At 59.8% G+C, this 19,914-nt stretch carries 19 protein-coding genes and 1 tRNA gene; 13 read left to right on the top strand and 7 right to left on the bottom strand.

Going from position 1 to position 19,914, the window contains the following annotated elements; genetic code table 11:
* Window positions 1–15 precede the first annotated feature (15 nt).
* Window positions 16–786, bottom strand: coding sequence for an SDR family NAD(P)-dependent oxidoreductase (locus NCHU2750_RS09160; RefSeq protein WP_245480371.1), 771 nt, complete (start codon window positions 784–786; stop codon window positions 16–18).
* A gap of 149 nt (window positions 787–935) precedes the next feature.
* Here NCHU2750_RS09160 and NCHU2750_RS09155 point away from each other — a divergent pair, with 149 nt between their 5' ends.
* Entirely contained in the window at window positions 936–1,616 is a 681-nt protein-coding gene (locus tag NCHU2750_RS09155) for an HAD-IA family hydrolase (protein WP_119943146.1), read from the top strand.
* A gap of 7 nt (window positions 1,617–1,623) precedes the next feature.
* On the opposite strand, the gene NCHU2750_RS09150 is transcribed toward NCHU2750_RS09155, so the two are convergent.
* Window positions 1,624–2,994, bottom strand: a complete 1,371-nt coding sequence (locus tag NCHU2750_RS09150; RefSeq protein ID WP_119940153.1) for an APC family permease — start codon at window positions 2,992–2,994, stop codon at window positions 1,624–1,626.
* 185 nt (window positions 2,995–3,179) lie between these two features.
* Here NCHU2750_RS09150 and NCHU2750_RS09145 point away from each other — a divergent pair, with 185 nt between their 5' ends.
* Window positions 3,180–3,845: a class I SAM-dependent methyltransferase gene (locus tag NCHU2750_RS09145; protein WP_119940152.1), complete on the top strand. Its 666-nt coding sequence runs from the start codon at window positions 3,180–3,182 to the stop codon at window positions 3,843–3,845.
* On the opposite strand, the gene NCHU2750_RS09140 is transcribed toward NCHU2750_RS09145, so the two are convergent.
* The 4 genes from NCHU2750_RS09140 to NCHU2750_RS09125 form a co-directional block, all read right to left on the bottom strand.
* Window positions 3,826–4,263, bottom strand: coding sequence for a YqaA family protein (locus tag NCHU2750_RS09140; RefSeq protein WP_119940151.1), 438 nt, complete (start codon window positions 4,261–4,263; stop codon window positions 3,826–3,828). The two genes, NCHU2750_RS09145 and NCHU2750_RS09140, sit on opposite strands and share 20 nt — an antisense overlap.
* 97 nt (window positions 4,264–4,360) lie before the next feature.
* Window positions 4,361–6,883, bottom strand: coding sequence for a protein translocase subunit SecD (gene secD / locus NCHU2750_RS09135; protein ID WP_119940150.1), 2,523 nt, complete (start codon window positions 6,881–6,883; stop codon window positions 4,361–4,363).
* A gap of 83 nt (window positions 6,884–6,966) precedes the next feature.
* Complete coding sequence (locus NCHU2750_RS09130) at window positions 6,967–7,371, bottom strand: hypothetical protein (RefSeq protein ID WP_119940149.1); 405 nt, start codon at window positions 7,369–7,371, stop codon at window positions 6,967–6,969.
* Window positions 7,372–7,558: 187 nt separating this feature from the next.
* Window positions 7,559–8,236, bottom strand: a complete 678-nt coding sequence (locus NCHU2750_RS09125) for an alpha/beta hydrolase (RefSeq protein WP_119940148.1) — start codon at window positions 8,234–8,236, stop codon at window positions 7,559–7,561.
* Window positions 8,237–8,475: 239 nt separating this feature from the next.
* Between NCHU2750_RS09125 and NCHU2750_RS09120 the strand changes: the two genes are divergently transcribed.
* The 9 genes from NCHU2750_RS09120 (at window position 8,476) to NCHU2750_RS09080 (ending at window position 16,106) form a co-directional block, all read left to right on the top strand.
* A complete protein-coding gene (locus NCHU2750_RS09120; RefSeq protein ID WP_119940147.1) occupies window positions 8,476–9,642 on the top strand; it encodes a cysteine desulfurase family protein in 1,167 nt (388 codons plus the stop codon).
* A gap of 149 nt (window positions 9,643–9,791) precedes the next feature.
* Window positions 9,792–11,261 (top strand): Fe-S cluster assembly protein SufB, encoded by a 1,470-nt coding sequence (gene sufB / locus NCHU2750_RS09115; protein WP_119940146.1) that lies wholly within the window; start codon window positions 9,792–9,794, stop codon window positions 11,259–11,261.
* Window positions 11,261–11,482, top strand: a complete 222-nt coding sequence (locus NCHU2750_RS09110) for a hypothetical protein (protein ID WP_119940145.1) — start codon at window positions 11,261–11,263, stop codon at window positions 11,480–11,482. Before sufB ends, NCHU2750_RS09110 begins: the two co-directional genes overlap by 1 nt.
* Before the next feature lie 40 nt (window positions 11,483–11,522).
* Window positions 11,523–12,275, top strand: coding sequence for a Fe-S cluster assembly ATPase SufC (sufC, locus tag NCHU2750_RS09105; protein WP_119940144.1), 753 nt, complete (start codon window positions 11,523–11,525; stop codon window positions 12,273–12,275).
* A gap of 17 nt (window positions 12,276–12,292) precedes the next feature.
* Window positions 12,293–13,576: a Fe-S cluster assembly protein SufD gene (gene sufD / locus NCHU2750_RS09100; RefSeq protein WP_119940143.1), complete on the top strand. Its 1,284-nt coding sequence runs from the start codon at window positions 12,293–12,295 to the stop codon at window positions 13,574–13,576.
* Between the two features lie 201 nt (window positions 13,577–13,777).
* Window positions 13,778–15,019, top strand: a complete 1,242-nt coding sequence (locus NCHU2750_RS09095; RefSeq protein ID WP_119940142.1) for a cysteine desulfurase — start codon at window positions 13,778–13,780, stop codon at window positions 15,017–15,019.
* Between the two features lie 15 nt (window positions 15,020–15,034).
* A complete protein-coding gene (locus tag NCHU2750_RS09090) occupies window positions 15,035–15,409 on the top strand; it encodes an SUF system Fe-S cluster assembly protein (RefSeq protein ID WP_119940141.1) in 375 nt (124 codons plus the stop codon).
* Between the two features lie 112 nt (window positions 15,410–15,521).
* Window positions 15,522–15,911, top strand: a complete 390-nt coding sequence (gene sufA / locus NCHU2750_RS09085) for a Fe-S cluster assembly scaffold SufA (RefSeq protein ID WP_119940140.1) — start codon at window positions 15,522–15,524, stop codon at window positions 15,909–15,911.
* A 105-nt stretch (window positions 15,912–16,016) separates the two neighbouring features.
* Window positions 16,017–16,106: transfer RNA gene (locus NCHU2750_RS09080), tRNA-Ser, on the top strand.
* A 102-nt stretch (window positions 16,107–16,208) separates the two neighbouring features.
* Here NCHU2750_RS09080 and NCHU2750_RS09075 read toward each other — a convergent pair.
* The gene (locus NCHU2750_RS09075; protein WP_119940139.1) at window positions 16,209–16,898 is read right to left on the bottom strand and encodes a hypothetical protein; all 690 of its coding nucleotides are present in this window, start codon (window positions 16,896–16,898) and stop codon (window positions 16,209–16,211) included.
* Between the two features lie 170 nt (window positions 16,899–17,068).
* Between NCHU2750_RS09075 and NCHU2750_RS09070 the strand changes: the two genes are divergently transcribed.
* Both NCHU2750_RS09070 and NCHU2750_RS09065 read left to right on the top strand, forming a co-directional pair.
* Window positions 17,069–17,317: a helix-turn-helix transcriptional regulator gene (locus NCHU2750_RS09070; RefSeq protein WP_162939561.1), complete on the top strand. Its 249-nt coding sequence runs from the start codon at window positions 17,069–17,071 to the stop codon at window positions 17,315–17,317.
* Window positions 17,318–17,452: 135 nt separating this feature from the next.
* Window positions 17,453–19,723: a hypothetical protein gene (locus NCHU2750_RS09065; protein ID WP_119940137.1), complete on the top strand. Its 2,271-nt coding sequence runs from the start codon at window positions 17,453–17,455 to the stop codon at window positions 19,721–19,723.
* Window positions 19,724–19,914 lie beyond the last annotated feature (191 nt).

The raw sequence follows: 19,914 nt of genomic DNA, 5'->3' as shown, positions 1-19,914 counted from the left end.
GCGGCTTTTTCATGTTCAGAGTGCGCCACCGTCGACGATGAGGGTCTGGGCGGTGATGGCGGAGGACGAATCGGATGCGAGGAACAGGCACGGCCCGACGAGATCCGTGCTGTCGAGGCTGCGCTTGAGGCACTGCCGGTCGATCATGGCAGCAATCCCGTCATCGGTCAGCCAGAGGCGCTTCTGCCGCTCCGTGACGATCATGCCCGGCAGCACGGCGTTGACGCGGATGTTGCCTGGACCGAGCTTTCCGGCGAGGCTCTTGGTCAGGCCGACAATGCCGGCCTTGGCGGTCGTATAGGAGGGCAGGCTGCCCATGTTGAGCAGGTAGGAGATGGACGAGAAATTGACGATCGAACCACCGCCTGCCGCCCTGATGAAGGGGATTGCCGCCTGTGCGGTGAAGAACATCTGCTTCAGGTTGATCGCCTGGCTTTTGTCCCAGTAGTCCTCGGTGATATCCTCGATCTCGCGTCGGTCATCCCATCCCGCATTGTTGACGACGACGGAGAGCGTGCCGAGCGCTTCCGCCACCTTGAGCACTGCCGCCTGTGTCGCGGAGACATCGGAGAGATCGGCGCGGACAAAGAGCGGCGCATGATCGGTCTTACCGGTCAGGCTTTCAACGAGTGCCAGGCTCGGCGCTTCGGCAATATCGATGAAGGCGACGCGGGCGCCCTGGCGGGCAAAGCCTTCGACGAGGCTTGCGCCGATGCCGGAGCCGCCGCCGGTTACCAATATGCCGCGGCCCTTGAGATCCGGATATGCTGCAGACGGGTATGCCAACGTTTCCTCCTCATTGTTCTCATCCCATGGCGAACTTAACCTGCTTTGCGAAAAATGCATCCCGAGGTTTGCGCCGGTTGTGCCGACGGGTTACTCATGGGGCCTTACCGATCCCCACTCGTTTGCGAGAGGAACTTCCCTTGGCCGACATGTCTTCCGCCGCTTCCACAACGACCGTCCTGCCCTCACGCGATTACGCTGCCTTCCTGTTCGACATGGACGGGACGATCCTCAGTTCGACGGCAGCAGCCGAACGTGTGTGGGGCCGGTGGGCTGAGAGCATGGGGCTGGAGGTGGAGGGTTTTCTGCGCATCATGCATGGGCGGCGCGGCATAGACACGATTACCGATCTCAACCTTCCGGGCGTCGACCCGCAGGTGGAAGCGGAAAAGGTGCTGCGTGGCGAAATCGACGATCTTGAAGGTGTCGTGCCATTGAAGGGGGCAGCCGAGTTTCTGAGGAGCCTGCCTGACGGGCGCTGGACGATTGTCACATCCTCGCCGCTCGAACTTGCCAAGGCAAGACTGGCAGCCGCCGGAATTCCGATCCCGAAATTCATCGTCTCAGCAGAGGACGTGACGGTGGGCAAGCCAGACCCACAGGGGTATCGACTGGGCGCCGAGCGGCTTGGCGTCGATCCCAAAGACGTGCTGGTGTTCGAGGACGTGCCGGCCGGCATTGCCGCAGGGCAGGCGGCGGGCGCCGAAGTCATGGTGATCACCACCACCCACAGCCACCCCGTCGAGGGCGGCCAATACCGGATGCGCGACTATGGCGCAGTCGCAGCCGGCGTCTCGGTGGAAGGGCGTCTGTCCGTCCGGGCCAGATAGAGACCGGTCAGGCAGCCTGGTTTGCCGTTCGCATGATCTGGACCGTGGCGAACCAGAGCACTGTTCCCAGCACGATCAGGGCGCCGGCGATCGCATATTGAACCGGGTCCCGTCCGGTCCACGGACCGGCGAGGAAGGTGCAGGTGACTGCGCCGAGGATCGGCAGGATGGTCGGCGTGCGAAAATGCCTGTGAGCGACCTTGTCTTTCCTCAAAACCAATACCGCGACATTGACGACGGCAAAGACGCAGAGAAGCAGCAGGGCGGTCGTACCGCCGAGCGCCTTTACGCCGCCGGCAAAGACGATCAGCGCGACGGCAAGCAGCGAGGTGAAGACGATCGCCACATAGGGGGTGCGCCGACCCGAGTGTACCCTGCCGAGAACTTCCGGCAGCACACCCTGTCGGCTCATCCCGTATATGAGGCGGCTTGCCATCATCATGTTGATCAGCGCCGAATTGGCGACGGCGAACATGGTGATGACCGCAAATATGCCGATCGGAAAATTCGGGGCTCCCGTCTGGATGACCTTGAGGAGAGGAGTCTCGCCTTCGCCCAGTTCGCTTGCCGGGACAAGCGTGATCGCCGAGATGGCAACGAGAATGTAGATGAGGCCGGTGAGTGCTAGGCCCCCAAGCAGCACTTTGGGAAAGATGCGGCTCGGCTCTTTGCATTCTTCCGCCATGTTGACCGAATCCTCGAAGCCGACCATGGCGAAGAATGCCAGCGTGGTCGCTGCAACGACGGGCCAGAAGGTACCGGTTCCTTCTGGGGTCGCAAAGGTCCAGGCACGGGATACATCACCCTGACCGCCGAAGATGGCCCACATGCCTATGCCGATGATGATCAGCAGGCCGGTCAGTTCGACGACCGTCAGCAGCACGTTCAGCCTGACGCTCTCGCCGACACCACGAAAATTGATCGCGGCGACGAGGGCAATGAAGCCGACGGCGATCAGCGGCACGCCCCAGGCGCCGAGATCGAGCCCGAGCGACGTGGAGAAATTGGCAGCGAAGGCGCGCGAAGCCGTCGATGCCGAAGTGATCCCGGAAGACATCACGGCAAATGCGACGAGAAACGTGACGAAATGGATGCCGAAGGCCTTGTGGGTATAAAGTGCCGCACCCGCAGCCTGCGGATATTTGGTGACCAGCTCGAGATAGCTGCAGGCGGTCAGCAATGCGACGATGAAGGCGATCAGGAATGGTAGCCACACGACACCGCCGACTTCCGAAGCCACCTGGCCGGTCAGGGCATAGATGCCGGTTCCGAGGATATCACCGACGATGAAGAGCAGTAGGAGCCCCGGCCCCATGACGCGCTTCAGTTCTCCGTCCCCGCCTGCAATCTGCTCGATCCTCTCTGCATTCGCGCTCATCAAGTGCCTCCTTCACGCGCATCCACATTGGGTGAGTAAATTAAGGTTGAGCCGAGATTGTTCCATTGCGGGCGCGGGTGTGATTTAAATTGCCTTGATTTTGCGACAATTGGCGACTGTCGTTGCTTTTGCTAGGCGGACTCACCAGATTACCGCTGACGGCATACAAGACGGAGATGTTCTCGATGCGCCGGTTACGCTCATATTGCCAAAGCACTGCCTTGGCCGAAGGCCCGGAACTCGTCGCCGACGACAGGCAGGGTGCCGATGTCTGGCGGTTTCTCCGATCCTGGGCCAGCAATCCGCTGCGTGTCGGCGCCGTTGCCGCTTCGGGGCAGACGCTGGCAAGACTGATCACCCAGGAGATCGGCGCGGATGCAGGTCCGGTGATCGAGCTTGGTCCCGGCACCGGCGTCTTCACCCGCGCGCTCCTAGCTCGCGGCGTGGCAGAGAGCGAGCTCACGCTGATCGAGTACGGCCACGAATTCCTGCCGATGCTGGAGCGCCGCTTTCCGGCTGCCCGCGTGCTGCAGATGGACGCGTCACGGTTGCGCCGGGCGCAGATCTTCGACGGTCAGGCGGCCGGTGCTGCCGTGAGCGGGCTGCCGCTTCTCTCCATGTCGCCGCGCAAGCAGACGGCGATCCTGGCCGGCGTGTTCGCCTATCTGAAGCCGGGTGCTTCGCTCTACCAGTTCACCTATGGCCCCCGTTGCCCGGTGCCACGGCGCATTCTCGACCGGCTGGGGTTGAAGGCCGTGCGCGTCGGCGGGACCGTGCGCAACATTCCGCCGGCAGCCGTCTATCGGATTTCCCGGCGGCGGCCGTTCGATTTCAGCTCAGGCGCAGAGTGATCCAGGCCAGCACTGCATAGCGTGCTGCCTTGCCGATGAAGACAAGAGCCAGGAAAGTCGGAAACGGTTCGCGCAATATGCCGGCGACGACGGTCAATGCGTCGCCGCCGATCGGCAGCCAGCTCAACAGCAGAGACCACTTTCCGTAACGCTGGTACCAGCGTTGCGCGCGGTCGAGCTGCGCCGCGCTGGCGGGGAACCAGCGCTTGTTCCTGAACCGTTCGATGCCGCGGCCGAGCAACCAGTTGACCGCAGCTCCGAGCGTGTTGCCTATCGATGCCGTGAGCAGCAAGGCGGCGACCGAATAATTGCCCGTCAGGATCAGGCCGACGAAAACGGTTTCCGATTGCATCGGCAGGATCGTCGCCGCAACGAAGGCGGTGATGAAGAGGCCCGCATAGGCTGCCAGATCGAACATCAGCTGCGATATCCTGTTTGGGCGGTTTGGCTTTGCTCTTCGCTCACAAAAAAGGGCGGAAACGGATCCGCCCTTTTTCTTAATCGTATAGCAGGCCTCAGGCCTTGCTGGCGCCCTTCGGCGTAGCAGCGGCCTCGGCCGACGCTGCCTTGCGGTGGCGGGCACGCCAGTCGCCGAGGAAGAGCAGGATCGGGGCCGCGATGAAGATCGACGATGCGCCGGCAACAAGGATGCCGAAGACCATCGGGATCGCGAAGCTCGACACCGCGCTGCCGCCCCAGATCGCCATCGGTACGAGAGCGAGGAAGGCGGTCGCATTGGTGTAGAGGCTTCGTGCCAGCGTCTCGTTGATCGACTTGTCGATCAGTTCGCGCAGCGGCATCGACTTGTAGAGACGCATGTTTTCGCGCATGCGGTCGTAGACGACGACCTTGTCGTTGACCGAGTAGCCGACCAGCGTCAGGACGGCGGCGATGGCCGTCAGGTTGAAGTCGAGGCCGGTGATGGCGAAGAAGCCGATCACCTTGGTCGTATCGAGCACCAGCGTGATGATGGCGCCGACGGCGAACGGCCATTCGAAGCGGACCCAGATATAGATCAGCATGGCCAGGCTGGCGATGAAGACCGAGAGGAAGCCGGCGACGGCAAGTTCGCCCGAGACCTTCGGGCCGATGACGTCGGTGCCCTGGATGGTTGCGGTGGGATCGATCTTGGCAACTTCATCCTTCAGCTTGGTGACGGCTGCCGTCTGGGCTTCTTCGCCACCATCCTGACGCTGTGCGCGCACCAGCAGGCTGTTGGCATCGCCGAAGGACTGCAGCGTGATTTCGCCGAGGCCGAGCGTATTCAGGCCTTCGCGGAATTTCGGCAGATCGGCAGGGCCTTGCGTCTTCACCGACATCTGGATGCCGCCACGGAAGTCGACGCCGTAGTTGAGGCCCGGATGGAAGAACAGCACGAGCGACGCGATGGACAGGACGGCCGATACGCCGATCCCGAAGAAGCGCGCCTTCATGAAGTGGATGTGCTTGTCGTAGGGGTTGAAGGGGATCAGCGGCTTGATCTCGACCGTCTTCAGCTTGCGGCGGCGGGCGAGCGACACCATGGCGACGCGCACGAAGGCGACCGAGGTGAACATCGAGATGATCAGGCCGAGCGCCATGGTCACGGCGAAGCCACGGACAGGACCGGAGCCGAAGTAGAAGAGGACGGCCGCGGCAATCAGCGCCGTCATGTTGCCGTCGATGATGGTCGAATAGGCGCGGTTGAAGCCCGTGTCGATGGCGGCGAAGGCGCTCTTGCCCTTGCGGCTTTCTTCACGGATACGCTCGTTGATCAGAACGTTGGCGTCGACGGCAAGGCCGATGCCGAGCACGATACCGGCAATACCGGGAAGCGTCAGCGTGGCGCCGACCAGCGTCAGGGCAGAGAGCGTCAGGATGGTATGGATCACCAGCGCGATGTTGGCGAGAATGCCCCATGTGCCATAGAGCAGGAAGATGAAAGAGATGACGAGGACGAGGCCGATCAGACCGGTATAAATACCCATCTGGATGGCGTCTGCGCCAAGGTCTGCACCGACGGTGCGTTCCTCGATGACGGTCAGCTTGGCCGGCAGCGAGCCTGCGCGCAGGAGGGCGGACAGCGTGGTGGTTTCCTGCGGCGTGAAGGAACCGGAGATCTGGCCTGAACCGCCGGTGATCGGCGTCTGGATGACCGGCGCGCTCAGGACCTTGTTGTCGAGAACGATGGCGAAAGGCTTGCCGACATTCTGCTGGGTGATCTGGGCGAAGCGGGTGGCGCCGGCACTGTCGAAACGGAAGGTGACGATCGGCTGCTGGGTCTGCTGGTCAAAGGCGGCGCGGGCATCGGTCAGGCGGTCGCCGGACAGTTCGACGCGGTCGAGAACCGGATATTGCTGCCCCTTTTCGTCGGCGAGCATGGTGACGCCCGGTTCACCCGGGTTACCGAGAAGATGAAAACTCATCTTGGCGGTCGAGCCGAGAAGCTGGCGAAGACGCGACGGATCCTGTTCGCCCGGAAGCTGGACGAGGACGCGGTCGGAGCCGACACGCTGGATGGTCGGCTCGGCGACGCCGACCTGGTCGACGCGCTGGCGAATGATTTCAAGGCTCTGCTCGACCGCGGCGGTGACATGGGCATTGATGCCTGCATCCGTCTGGGCGACCGAGATGGTGTTGTCGCTCGGTGTGGTGATTGCGAGATCCGTGGCGCCGACGGCGTTGACGCCACCGACCGGATTGGCGAGCGTCTGTAGTTCGGTGACGGCCTGGTCGCGCTGGCTTGCGTCGCGCAGCGTGATGAGCACCGCGTCGCCGGCACGGCGGATGGCCGAGGTGTTGATGTTCTTGTCGCGCAGCACGCGGCGGGCATCCTGGGTCAGCGCCTGGACGCGCTCGTTGATCAGGTCGGCGCGGTCGACTTCGAGCACGAGGTGCGAACCGCCGCGCAGGTCGAGGCCGAGCGAGACGCGGCTATGGGGCAGCCAGGAGGGCAGGCGGTCGAGGGCCGATTGCGGAAGCGCATTCGGCAGCGCGATCAGAATGCCGATGATGATGATGAGAGCATAGCTTCCCACCAGCCACGGAGAGTTTCTCATTGTATAAATCCTGTTTGGCCGACAGCGGATTGCGGGCTGAAGCGGCCGTCAAATTTCATGCTGCGAGGCAGAGAATGCCTTGATCAGGCGGCAATTGGTGGAGCGCGGGGCAGGGCACCCGGCCAATCCAATCGCAGATGGAGCGATACCGCCCGGTTTATGCCCTGCGCAGCTGCATAGGCATTTTCCGGCAGCGTGAAGGCTGTCGGCGCCGGCAGGCCATCGTGGCTCGTCACCTGGGCTGCGGTCGCATCCTTGCGTTCGGCAACGGTGATCGCGCGCACGGGCTCACGCTTGGTGAGCGATGGTCCGCGATCCGAGCGATCGTCGATCGGCCGCGTCGACGCGGAAAGGTCGGTATTGCGCGGGGTGCCGGCCAGAAGTCCGAAGAGCGCGATCAGGAAAGCGGCGGCGATAACCGGCAGGCGCGCAAGATCGACCTGCGCACGTTCAGCCTTTTTCCGATTTCGCAGCGGCAATACCGCCATCCGCACCTGCTCCGGATATGAAGGGGTCGGAATCTCTCCGAATGAGGCCGCCTTCTAAAGGACTGCGCCTTGCGGGTCAACAAAATGGCGGTGGGCGGGAGCAACGGGTGCCGGCATTGGCAGCGTTGATGCTTGTGATGATGAATTGGCTGAAACGAAAACGGGCCTCCGAAGAGGCCCGCCGAAATCAGCGAATGCGCTTGGCGGCCGGCTCCGGCACCAGTTCGCCGTTGAGGCGGCGGTCGAGGTAATCCTCGCATTCGGCCATCAGCGTATCCACCTGACCGTTGAAGAAGTGGTTGGCGCCCTCGACCGTGCGGTGGGTGATCAGGATGCCCTTCTGGGTCTTCAGCTTCTCGACCAGGCCGTTGACGTCCTTTTCGGGAGCCACCTTGTCGTTGTCGCCGTTGATGATCAGGCCGGACGACGGGCAGGGGGCGAGGAAGGAGAAGTCATAGGTGTTGGGCTGCGGTGCGATCGACATGAAACCTTCGATTTCCGGGCGGCGCATCAGAAGCTGCATGCCGATCCAGGCGCCGAAGGAGTAGCCGGCGACCCAACAGCTCTTCGAATCGGGATGCAGGCTCTGCACCCAGTCGAGCGCCGAGGCGGCATCCGACAGTTCGCCCGCGCCATGGTCGAATTCGCCCTGGCTGCGGCCGATACCGCGGAAATTGAAGCGCAGGGTGGTGAAGCCGCGCTTCTGGAACATATAGAAGAGCTGGTAGACGATCTGGTTGTTCATCGTGCCACCGAACTGGGGGTGCGGATGCAGGATGATCGCGATCGGCGCGCTCTTTTCCTTGGACGGCTGGTAGCGTCCCTCCAGGCGGCCGGCAGGGCCGTTGAAAATCACTTCGGGCATCGGTACTCCGGTCAATCTTGTTTGGTTCGAAACACACGCATTCGGTCTTGTTTGACTTGACGAAGGCGCTCAGCTTTTCTAGAACTCAGTTTAGAACCATTCGAAACTTGGGCCTGCGACAGCAGTACCCGTTGCGAAGTCTCATAAGGCAAGCGCAATTGAGATTTCAACTAAAATGAGGATTTTCGCTCGATGAGTGAAAGTCAATGTGAATCGAAGAAGGCAGGCGCGGACGAGTGATGGCCTCAAGGCGAACATATCTCGACTGGAATGCGACGGCTCCGCTGTCCGAGCGCGCGCGCCTTGCGATGATCGATGCGCTTCTCTTGCCGGGAAATGCGTCTTCGGTGCATTCCGAGGGGCGGGCCGCACGCTCGGCCGTCGAGAAGGCCAGGCGGCAGGTGGGCGCGCTTGTCGGCGCCGAGCCGTCGCATGTGACATTCACCAGCGGCGCGACGGAAGCATCGAACCATGTGCTGACGCCGGATTACCGGATGGGGCGCTCGCCGGTGACGGTGTCGCATCTCTACGTGTCTGCGATCGAGCATCCGGCGATACGCGAGGGCGGGCGATTCGCTGCCGATCAAGTAACGGAAGTGCCGGTGACGCCGGACGGTATCATCAAACTTAGCGCGCTCGATGCGCTTCTGGCAGGGCATGATCCAGCCTCGGGCCTGCCGATGGTGGCCGTCATGCTGGTCAACAACGAGACGGGGATCGTACAGCCGGTGGCCGAAGCCGCGGCACTTGCCCACAAATATCGCGGCCTGATGGTCGTCGATGCAGTGCAGGCGGCGGGCCGCATGGCAGTCGATATCACGAGCCTTGATGCGGATTTCCTTATCGTCTCGTCGCACAAGATCGGCGGGCCGAAAGGTGTCGGAGCGCTGATTTCACGCGGCGAAGTGCTGATGCCGAAACCTTTGATCCGCGGTGGCGGGCAGGAGAAGGGTCACCGGTCGGGGACAGAGAATTTTCACGCCATCATCGGCTTCGGCGCGGCAGCTGAAGCGATGAGTGAAGACTTGCTCGGGCGCAACGAGCGGATCGGCTCGCTGCGCGACAGGCTGGAGCACGCGATGAAAGAGGCCGCCCCGGATGTCGTCATCTATGGCGAAGCCCTGGCGCGGGCGGCCAATACCAGTTTCTTCACGCTGCCGGGGCTGAAAGCCGAGACGGGGCAGATCGCCTTCGACCTCGAGGGGGTTTCGCTGTCGGCAGGGTCGGCATGCTCGTCCGGCAAGGTCGGGCAGAGCCATGTCCTGACAGCGATGGGCCATGACGCCGATGTCGGCGGATTGCGCATCTCGCTCGGGCCGGAAACGACGGATGCCGATATCGACAAGGCAATCGCCGCCTTCGGCAAGATCGCCGGGCGCCGCAAGGTGCCCGAAAAGGCCGCCTAGACGGTTGTATACTGCGCGGAAATGCAAATTTCCGCTTGCCAAAAGGTGGGAAAATCGCCTTTTGGCCCTTACATGGGGGAGGCATTGTTTTCCCCGCACGAATGACGGAATTGCCGGAATTTGAACCGGCAAGATTTGGAGTGACTAAGATGCCTGCTGTCCAGGAAACAATCGATCAGGTCCGTGGGATCGATATCGACCAGTACAAATACGGCTTCGAGACCCTTATCGAAGTGGACAAGGCTCCCAAGGGCCTTTCGGAAGACATCATCCGCTTCATCTCGGCCAAGAAGCAGGAGCCGGACTGGATGCTGGAATGGCGTCTGGACGCCTACAAGCGCTGGCTGACGATGGAAGAGCCGACATGGGCGCGCGTCGAATATCCCAGGATCGACTTCAACGACATCTACTATTATGCCGCACCGAAGAACGTGACCGGCCCGAAGTCGCTGGACGAGGTCGATCCGGAGCTGCTCAAGACCTATGAAAAGCTCGGTATTCCGCTGCGCGAGCAGGAAATCCTTGCCGGCGTCGACAAGCCGCGGGTTGCCGTCGATGCCGTGTTCGATTCGGTTTCGGTCGTCACCACGTTCAAGAAGGAACTCGAGAAGGCCGGCGTGATCTTCATGTCGATCTCGGAAGCCATTCGCGAGCATCCCGAACTGATCAAGAAATATCTCGGCTCGGTCGTGCCGACCTCCGACAACTATTATGCGACGCTGAATGCGGCGGTCTTTACCGATGGTTCGTTCGTCTTCGTGCCGAAGGGCGTTCGCTGCCCGATGGAACTGTCGACCTATTTCCGCATCAACGAGAAGAATACCGGACAGTTCGAGCGCACGCTGATCATCGCCGAAGAAGGCGCCTACGTCTCCTATCTCGAAGGCTGCACGGCGCCGCAGCGCGACGAAAACCAGCTGCACGCGGCGGTTGTCGAACTGGTTGCGCTCGACGATGCCGAGATCAAGTATTCGACGGTGCAGAACTGGTTCCCCGGCGACAAGGAGGGCAAGGGCGGCATCTACAATTTCGTCACCAAGCGTGGCGATTGCCGTGGCGCGCGCTCCAAGATCTCCTGGACCCAGGTCGAGACCGGTTCGGCGATCACCTGGAAATACCCGTCCTGCATCCTGCGCGGCGACGACAGCCGCGGCGAGTTCTACTCGATCGCCGTGTCGAACGGTCACCAGCAGATCGATTCGGGAACGAAGATGATCCATCTCGGCAAGAACACGTCGAGCCGCATCATCTCCAAGGGCATTTCCGCCGGCGTGTCGCAGAATACCTATCGCGGCCAGGTGTCGATCCACCGCAAGGCGGACAATGCGCGCAACTTCACAAATTGCGATTCGCTGCTGATCGGCGACAAGTGCGGCGCGCATACCGTGCCCTATATCGAAGCGAAGAACGCATCGGCCCAGGTCGAGCATGAGGCCACCACATCGAAGGTCTCGGACGACCAGAAATTCTACGCCATGCAGCGCGGCATCCCGGAAGAGGAGGCGATCGCGCTGATCGTCAACGGCTTCGTCAAGGACGTCATCCAGCAGCTGCCGATGGAATTTGCCGTCGAAGCCCAGAAGCTGATCAGCATCTCGCTTGAGGGAAGTGTGGGGTAATGAACGAAAAGGTCGAAAGTCTCATCCTGGAACATCTGCGCGCTATGCGGGCAGACATGGCATCCATGAAGGAAGAGATGAGCGGGATGAGGGCCGAGATGCTGGTTATGCGCCAGCACATGGCCGGCCTTCTCGGCTCTCAGGTTCTTCATGACGGGGAGCTTGCGACCATCAAAGTTCGCCTCGACAGAATCGAAAAACGCCTGGAGCTCGGCGAATAATCCGCCCCTCCGTTTCGCTTGAACAGATAAGAGATTGAACATGCTTGAGATCAAGAACCTGCACGCCCGCATCGCCGAAGACGGCACCGAAATCATCCGTGGCCTGAACCTGACGGTGAAGCCGGGCGAAATTGCCGCCATCATGGGCCCGAACGGCTCGGGCAAGTCGACGCTTTCCTACATCCTGTCGGGCCGCGAGGACTACGAAGTCACCGAGGGCGACATCACCTATAATGGCGAGAGCATTCTCGAACTCGATCCGGCCGAGCGCGCCTCCAAGGGCATCTTCCTCGCCTTCCAGTATCCGGTCGAAATCCCGGGCGTTGCGACGATGCAGTTCCTCAAGGTGGCGATGAACGAGCAGCGCAAGGCGCGCGGCGAAGCGGAATTGACGACGCCGGATTTCATGCGCCGCGTCAAGGAAGCCGCCGAGCAGCTGAAGATCGACCCGGCCATGCTGAAGCGCCCGCTCAATGTCGGTTTCTCCGGCGGTGAGAAGAAGCGTGCGGAAATCCTGCAGATGGCACTCCTGGAGCCGACGCTCTGCATCCTCGATGAAACCGACAGTGGCCTCGACATCGATGCTCTGAAGATCGTCGCCGATGGCGTCAACGCGCTGCGTTCGCCCGACCGTGCGGTGATCGTCATCACCCACTACCAGCGCCTGCTCGACTATATCGTGCCGGATACCGTCCATGTTCTCTACAAGGGCCAGATCATCCGTACCGGCGACAAGGAACTGGCCCACGAGCTGGAAGCCAACGGTTACGCCGACGTGATCGAAGCGGCCTGATCCGGGAGGAATTTGCGATGAATATTCAGGCAACAAAGCCCGAGGCCAGGCTGACTGCCGCCGAGACGGCGCTCGTCGAAGCTTTCGCGGCGCAGATCGGCGAATTGCCGGGCAATGGCGCCGTCACCGGCACCCGCGACCGCCTGCTCGACGACCTGAAAAAGTCGGGCCTGCCAACCCGCCGGATCGAATCCTGGCACTACACAGACCTCAAGAACCTGCTGCGTGCCGTGCCCGAACGTGTCGTCGGGACCGCTGGCGCTTCGATCGAACCGCTGGTCAAGGGTTCGGCCGTGCTGTCGGTTCTGCAGGGCGAGGCAAATGTCGATGCGTCGGTCGACGGCGTTTCGATCACCGCGTTCCGCGACCAGCTTGCCGATGGTTCGGCGGTTGCCGGCCTGACCGCGCTCGACAAGGACGATGCGATCGGCCGCCTGAACGGCTCGTTCGTGCGCGACGGTCTGGCGCTTGCCATTCCGGCCGGAGCCGAGATCGAGGATGTGATCGAGCTGCAGGCGCTGCATGGCGCCGGCCAGATCCATACGCGCTTCCCGGTTTCCTTCGGTGCAGGCGCAAAGGCCACGATCGTCGAGCGTCACCACTCGGTGACGGGAGAAGCGGCGCTGGTATCCTCGATCAGTGACATCGCGCTGGAAGACGGCGCGGAGATTACCTGGATCATCCTGCAGGAGCAGGGGGCGTCCGACACGCATCTGGCGCAGATCCGCGCCAAGCTTGGTGCGGAAGCCAAGCTTCGCCTTTACGTCGTCAATGCCGGCGGCAAGCTGGTGCGCCAGGAGCTGCGCATCGAGGTTGCCGGTGAGGGCGCCGAACTGACGCTGCGCGGCGTCAACCTGCTCGGCGGCGATACGCATACCGACGTGACGCTGGTGCTCGGCCATAACGTGCCGCATACCAACTCGACGGAAACCTTCCGCAATGTCGTGTTCGACAAGGCAAGCGGCGTCTTCCAGGGCATGATCCGGGTTGCGCCCGATGCCCAGAAGACCGATGCCAAGATGGCCTGCAACACGCTGCTGATGTCCGACGATGGCGATTTCTCGGTGAAGCCCGAGCTTGAAATCTTCGCCGACGACGTGATCTGCGGCCATGGCGCCACCGTTGCCGATATTGACCGCAACCATCTGTTCTACCTGATGGCGCGCGGCGTTCCGGAAAACAAGGCGCGGGCCATGCTGGTCAATGCCTTCGTGGCGGAAATCGTCGAGGAACTGGAAGACGAAAACCTGGTCGAGCCGCTGGAGGACGTGATCTCCAACTGGCTTGAACAGCACGCCTGATGTGAAATGGCGGAGGAGATGACGTATCTCCTCCCGTCATGCTCGGGCTCGTCCCGAGCATCTGCGACCGTTGAACCGGTTGCAACGTGATTGGGGCCTCGGCACAAGGCCGAGGATGACGCGGCGAGCGTGGTGACGATGCCGGGAACTGCTGCGATCTTTACGGGATTTCGCCCAAGGGCGTGACAGAAAGGGTCTGATATGGACCAGATGACACCAGCCGCCTATGACGTTGACGCCATAAGGCGGGACTTTCCGATCCTGTCGACCAAGGTGCATGGCAACAAGCCGCTGGTCTATCTGGACAATGGCGCCTCGGCGCAGAAGCCGCAGGCGGTGATCGATGCGGTCGCGCATGCCTATTCGAACGAATATGCCAATGTGCATCGCGGCCTGCACTTCCTCTCCAACGCGGCGACCGACGCCTATGAGGCGGCGCGCGAAAAGGTGCGCCGGTTCTTGAACGCCGGCTCGATCGACGAGATCGTTTTCACCAGCAATTCCACCTCGGCGATCAATACGGTCGCCTATGGCTACGGCATGCCGCATATCGGTGAAAGTGACGAGATCGTCATCACAATCATGGAGCATCACTCCAATATCGTGCCATGGCATTTCATCCGCGAGCGGCAAGGGGCGAAGATCGTCTGGGTTCCGGTGGATGACGACGGCGCCTTCCATATCGAGGATTTCGAGAAGGTGCTGACGGAAAAGACCAGGATGGTTGCCGTCACCCATATGTCGAATGCGCTCGGCACCGTCGTGCCGGTCAAGGAGATCTGCCGCATCGCCCATGAGCGCGGTATTCCGGTTCTCGTCGACGGCAGCCAGAGTGCCGTGCACATGCCGATCGACGTGAAGGATATCGATTGCGACTGGTTCGTGATGACCGGCCACAAGCTCTATGGTCCGTCCGGCATCGGCGTGCTTTACGGCAAAATGGACCGGCTGAAGGAGATGCGTCCGTTCCAGGGCGGTGGCGAGATGATCGTCGAGGTGACGGAGGACATCGTCACCTATAACGATCCGCCACATCGTTTCGAGGCCGGCACGCCGCCGATCGTGCAGGCGATCGGGCTGGGTTACGCGCTGGACTATATGGAAAAGGTCGGCCGGGCAGCGATCGCGGCGCATGAGGCGGATCTCACCGCCTATGCGACGGAGCGGCTTTCGGCGGTCAATTCGCTCAGGATTTTCGGCAATGCTCCGGGCAAGGGCGGCATATTCTCCTTCGAGCTTGCGGGCATCCATGCCCATGACGTATCGATGGTGATCGACCGGCGCGGCGTGGCCGTCAGGGCTGGCACCCATTGCGCCATGCCGCTCTTGAAACGGTTCGGCGTGACCTCCACATGCCGTGCATCGTTTGCCATGTATAATACCCGCGCCGAAGTGGATGCGCTTGCCGACGCGCTCGACTACGCCCGCAATTTCTTTGCCTGAGGACATTTGACGGCCATGGACCAAGACATACCGAAGTGGGACGCCCGCGAAGGGATCATCGAATCCGCCATTCCGGCAGAGGAGCTTGCGCGGCTTTCCGACGATATCATCGCGGCGCTGAAAACCGTCTACGACCCGGAAATTCCGGCCGATATCTTCGAGCTCGGGCTGATCTACAAGATCGATATCGAGGACGACCGGATGGTGAAGATCGCCATGACGCTGACGGCGCCCGGTTGCCCTGTGGCCGGCGAAATGCCGGGCTGGGTCGAAAATGCCGTTGGCGCGATCGAGGGCGTGTCGGGCGTGGAGGTGGAAATGACCTTCGATCCGCCGTGGACGCCGGAGCGCATGTCGGAAGAGGCGCAGGTGGCTGTCGGCTGGTATTAACGCGCGTTCAAGATTGCGCGGGCGGCTGGTATTGATCGGTTAAGCCGGCGGGACTAGATTTGATGTCAGAAACGCCGGGCCTTGAACCCGGTTGTGGAAGAGGAATGAGCCGATGGGCTTTGCAGTGATGACCATGACCGATGCGGCAGCAGCCCGCGTCAAGCAGATCGTTTCCAATTCCGGTCCGGATGCCGCGGGCATTCGCGTCGGGATCAAGAAGGGCGGCTGCGCCGGCATGGAATATACGGTCGATCTGGTGACCGAGGCCAATGCCAAGGACGACATGATCGAGCGCGACGGTGCCAAGGTGTGGATCGAACCGTCTGCCGTGCTTTATCTGCTCGGCACCCAGATGGATTTTGAAACGACCAAGATGCGCTCCGGCTTCATCTTCGTGAACCCGAACCAGACGTCCGCCTGCGGCTGCGGCGAATCGGTCGAGCTGAAGCCCGCCGATCTCGCCGCCCTCGCCAAGCAGCGCGAAGCCGAAACACACGCCTGACGGCCCTTCTGCCGGCCTGTATCGTCAGGCCGGGAGCCACATTGCCGGCCTGAGGCCGGCGCGCCGTTGACGGCAAAGCGATTGGCCTATAAAGGCGAGCTGTCCGGATGGGTGGCCGAGTGGTTTAAGGCAACGGTCTTGAAAACCGTCGTGCGGGGAACCGTACCGTGGGTTCGAATCCCACCCCATCCGCCAACCATTTAGATTATTGGAATTGTTTTTATTGAATAAAAGCCGATTTTTCTTTCCGAAGTCGATTTTCTTTCCACATAAAATCCACAAGGTCATTGGGCGAATTTACGGGCGATAGACAGCAGCGGCGGCTATTTCCAGCAATTCGAGCACCTGATCAATTTTTGCGTCGGCTAGGAATGCCCGAATCGCAGGCGATGAGTGATGCTTGTGGTCGGCAATCGTAGCGAGCCGCGTTCGAAACTCAGCGACATCCTCCCTCATTGCGTCCACTTTGGCTTCACCAAAACCGAATAACCAATCAAAATCAGGGTTCCCCCTGTTATTCGTTATCTCCCTGCAAACTCGCCAGAAATAATTGTTAGGGTCTGCTGGCATCTTCTCAAGCAATGTGTGTGTTTGCTCGTCAGCAAACTTGTTGCTATTCCAAAAGGTGCGGAAGCAGAATTCCCGAAACGCGATAAGCCTTAGGCGCAACAATTCATCCCAATCCGCTTGTTCGCGTGCCTCTCGCTGCTTCTTCAACTCTCTCTGCTGCTCCCGGATCGACTGTTGGTTGTCAGAAACCGCCTTTAGAGCCATCACGAAGGCAAGAGCGGCAAATACTCCCGAAGACAGACCACCTACCGCGCTGACGGCTTCCCAACTGAAGCAGAGCCACCGGAGCAGTAGGACAGCGCCCATACAAGCCGCGATGGCGGTCAACGACCATTTGAGTACGGGAAGTTTGTTCTCGTTCGATTTTCTCATCGCCAGACCCACGTGATAGGTTGCGCGATTAGATGCCTCAAACATTACAATTACGTAATATAAGAATTTTTTGCTTGCAGATTCGGTGAAAGTCAGTCTTATAGAGGGTTGCGTATTATTCTGATTTATACAGATACATTACGCCCCTTGGCGATCTATGTACTTTTAAAACATGGAAACGAGCATCCGTCAAGCGGTCAAAAAGAAAATCTCGGGTGGTCCGTGATTATTTTTATGAAGGTCAAGAAATGCAATCAACTGAACTAACGGGGCTAAATCCCCACACACTCCTCTCGCTCGATGACGTAGCAGCCCGTTTCGGTCTGGCGAGGTCATCGGTTTATCGTCTTCAGGCGCAGGGCGAGCTTCCCCGGATGTTTAAAATAGGGAAGCAGAACTTCATTCGTCAGGGGACGTTGGAGCGCTTCATTGCTGATCGGGAGCAGCGGGCCTTGGCCGCTTAACTCTTAGCAAAAAAAAATGCGCCCGATACGGCGGCAACCGTGGGCGCAATATTTATTCAACGGCAGTACGATAACAGACTTTTGCTTCGAAAGCAAGGGGTTGTGGCTGCATCTTTATAAGGCAAGCAAAATATAATGTCGAATAACCTCGATTATGAATTGATCGAATCCTCGCTTGAGAACTTTAGTGAGGTAGAGTCGTACTATAGTGAGTACGGAAAAATCATTCGCAAGGTGAAGTATCGGAATAAGGACAATCCCTCCGACAAGACCTTCCGAACATATTACCAAAACCCGCTCGGTAATTCTGATCGGCAACTGTTCAACCTTCAGCAGCAAGATTTCACGGTGAGGCAGTGGGACGCCAATCCTGATCTAGGTGAACGCCCTGATGTTCCCCTTTACAATCAGCCGGATATCGAAGCGGCTGATACGGATGAGGTAATTCTCATTTGCGAGGGCGAGGGAGACGCTAAGGCGACGAGGAACCTCGGCTTTGTCTCGACGACGAATTATGACGGTGCAGGTAAATGGCAAGAGCGATACACTGAAGCTCTTGAAGGCCGTCCGGTCGCGCTTATGCAGGACGAGGACGAAAGCGGCGTGAAACACTGCCTTAACGCCGCGAAAGCGCTTTACGGTCGCGCATCTTCAGTTCGCATCATCCGCCTACCTAATCTCCCGAACAAGGGAGACGTTCGGGATTGGATCGCCGATCAGTCGTCGCGTGGGCACTCGTCAAAAGAGATCGCACACAAGCTGCGGAAGATCATTGCTGCAACTCCAAAATGGTCGCCTCTGATCGTGGCAGATGGCAATTTAATTGAAATGATCGACAAGAGCGAGCGCGAGCTTCGTGATCGCTTGTCAGGGGTATATGTGCGCGGCAATAGCCTTGTGCGCGCTGTTCGCAGCGAATTACCTGCGGCGCACAATGGGAAAACGACATCGGTGCGAATGATGGCACTGGATGCTATCTCCCTCATGGAGACGATGGGGCGCTTCATCGTCTTCAAGAAAGCTAAGCGCGTCAAAAAGGTTGGCGAAGACGGTAGCGAGCAATTTGTCACGCAATATCTGCCAACCGATCCGCCGCATCGTGTCGCTGCGGCCTTGCTTGCCCCCGGCCGTGACGCCAAGCTGCCAACGCTTGCGGGCGTCATTAGCTGCCCGACGCTACGGCAGGACGGCAGCATTCTGGATAAGGCAGGCTTTGACGATGCTACAGGACTGCTCGTAGTCGATCCGCTAGAACTGCCTGCGGACATGCCCGCAACGCCGTCCAAGGCCGATGCAATCGCCGCATTAGAGAAGCTAAAGGCTCTCTTGACGGGGTTCGATTATGTCGGTGACGGTTCTCGGTCAGCAGGGCTATCTCTACTAATGACGCCAGTTCTGCGCCCGACGATGGAGGTTGCACCGATACACGTAATAAACGCACCGGCAGCGGGTTCAGGGAAGAGTTTCCACGCTGATATTACCGCCGCGATTATGTCGGGCGAGCGCGCACCTGTTACGGCGGCTGGCTGGTCAAGTGAAGAGCTTGAAAAGCGGCTGGCGGGACCGTTGCTTGAGGGCGCTCAATTCCAGGTCATCGACAACGTGAACGGGGAATTGAGTGGAGAATTCTTGTGTCAGGCAGTCGAGCGGCCACTGCTAACACTTCGGCGTCTTGGGTCCAGTGATCAACATATCATCCGAAACAAGACCGCGCTCGCTGCCACGGGTATTGGTATCACCGTTTCGGGCGACATGGTGCGACGGGCGCTCTTGATCTCGCTCGATCCGAATTCGGAAAAGCCGGAACAGCGGAAATTCGATAGCAACCCTTTGAAGATGGTCATGGCGGATCGCCCGGGTTACGTCGCAGCTATTCTCACAATTGTTCGCGCCTACATTCTCGCTGGCCGTCCCGGCAAGCTCGATCCACTCGGAAGCTTCGGCGAGTGGTCCGATAATATTCGTTCCTCACTCGTCTGGCTTGGGGAAGACGACCCGCTGAAGTCAATGGAGGTTGCTCGCAAGAGTGACGATAAGCTGAATATCTTTAGAGCGTTCGTTTCGGCGTGGTGGGAATGCGAGGGCGCTCCCTGCGGCAAAGAAACGGTTGGTCTCCGTTCTGCTGATCTCATGGAGCGCTGGACTAACGATTTCCGCCTAGAGAGGAACGACTTAATAGGCGAGGCCCTAGCGGCGTATGATCGGAACGAGCGTTTTCGCGATGCCCTTAACGCATTCGGGAGCAATAGCCGCGATCAGCTTTCAAAAATCAGCCTCGGCAAAGCCCTTAGCAAAAAACAAAATGCAATCGTCGATGGGCTCAAATTAATTTCTGAATATGACAGCGACAAGCACGTCAATGTTTGGAAACTGAAGTCTCTAAACACAGAACCCATCGCGGCATGACAATCGAAACTTGATTTTATCTAAGGGGCGGCAGAAATGTCGCCCTTTTCCATTTTACGAGTAGTACGAGTAGTTACGAGTAATAAACAGGTCGCTTCAGAGAATGAAAAAATGATCATAATAGGAAAATGAGTCTCAGAGGTAGTTGATTTATTACTCGTAACTACTCGTACTACTCGTAGACATTACAT

The sequence above is a fragment of the Neorhizobium sp. NCHU2750 genome, assembly GCF_003597675.1.
In the GTDB taxonomy this organism is placed as follows: domain Bacteria; phylum Pseudomonadota; class Alphaproteobacteria; order Rhizobiales; family Rhizobiaceae; genus Neorhizobium.
This window is presented reverse-complemented; position numbering and strand designations above follow the sequence as displayed.

Coding starts and splice junctions, on each gene's coding strand:
- NCHU2750_RS09155 (WP_119943146.1), top strand. CDS start 936: ATGTCTTCCGCCGCTTCCACAACGACCGTCCTGCCCTCACGCGATTAC.
- NCHU2750_RS09110 (WP_119940145.1), top strand. CDS start 11,261: ATGAACGAAAAGGTCGAAAGTCTCATCCTGGAACATCTGCGCGCTATG.
- NCHU2750_RS09120 (WP_119940147.1), top strand. CDS start 8,476: ATGGCCTCAAGGCGAACATATCTCGACTGGAATGCGACGGCTCCGCTG.
- sufB (WP_119940146.1), top strand. CDS start 9,792: ATGCCTGCTGTCCAGGAAACAATCGATCAGGTCCGTGGGATCGATATC.
- NCHU2750_RS09075 (WP_119940139.1), bottom strand. CDS start 16,898: ATGTTTGAGGCATCTAATCGCGCAACCTATCACGTGGGTCTGGCGATG.
- NCHU2750_RS09095 (WP_119940142.1), top strand. CDS start 13,778: ATGGACCAGATGACACCAGCCGCCTATGACGTTGACGCCATAAGGCGG.
- NCHU2750_RS09130 (WP_119940149.1), bottom strand. CDS start 7,371: ATGGCGGTATTGCCGCTGCGAAATCGGAAAAAGGCTGAACGTGCGCAG.
- sufA (WP_119940140.1), top strand. CDS start 15,522: ATGGGCTTTGCAGTGATGACCATGACCGATGCGGCAGCAGCCCGCGTC.
- NCHU2750_RS09065 (WP_119940137.1), top strand. CDS start 17,453: ATGTCGAATAACCTCGATTATGAATTGATCGAATCCTCGCTTGAGAAC.
- sufC (WP_119940144.1), top strand. CDS start 11,523: ATGCTTGAGATCAAGAACCTGCACGCCCGCATCGCCGAAGACGGCACC.
- NCHU2750_RS09145 (WP_119940152.1), top strand. CDS start 3,180: ATGCGCCGGTTACGCTCATATTGCCAAAGCACTGCCTTGGCCGAAGGC.
- NCHU2750_RS09125 (WP_119940148.1), bottom strand. CDS start 8,236: ATGCCCGAAGTGATTTTCAACGGCCCTGCCGGCCGCCTGGAGGGACGC.
- NCHU2750_RS09090 (WP_119940141.1), top strand. CDS start 15,035: ATGGACCAAGACATACCGAAGTGGGACGCCCGCGAAGGGATCATCGAA.
- NCHU2750_RS09140 (WP_119940151.1), bottom strand. CDS start 4,263: ATGTTCGATCTGGCAGCCTATGCGGGCCTCTTCATCACCGCCTTCGTT.
- sufD (WP_119940143.1), top strand. CDS start 12,293: ATGAATATTCAGGCAACAAAGCCCGAGGCCAGGCTGACTGCCGCCGAG.
- NCHU2750_RS09150 (WP_119940153.1), bottom strand. CDS start 2,994: ATGAGCGCGAATGCAGAGAGGATCGAGCAGATTGCAGGCGGGGACGGA.
- secD (WP_119940150.1), bottom strand. CDS start 6,883: ATGAGAAACTCTCCGTGGCTGGTGGGAAGCTATGCTCTCATCATCATC.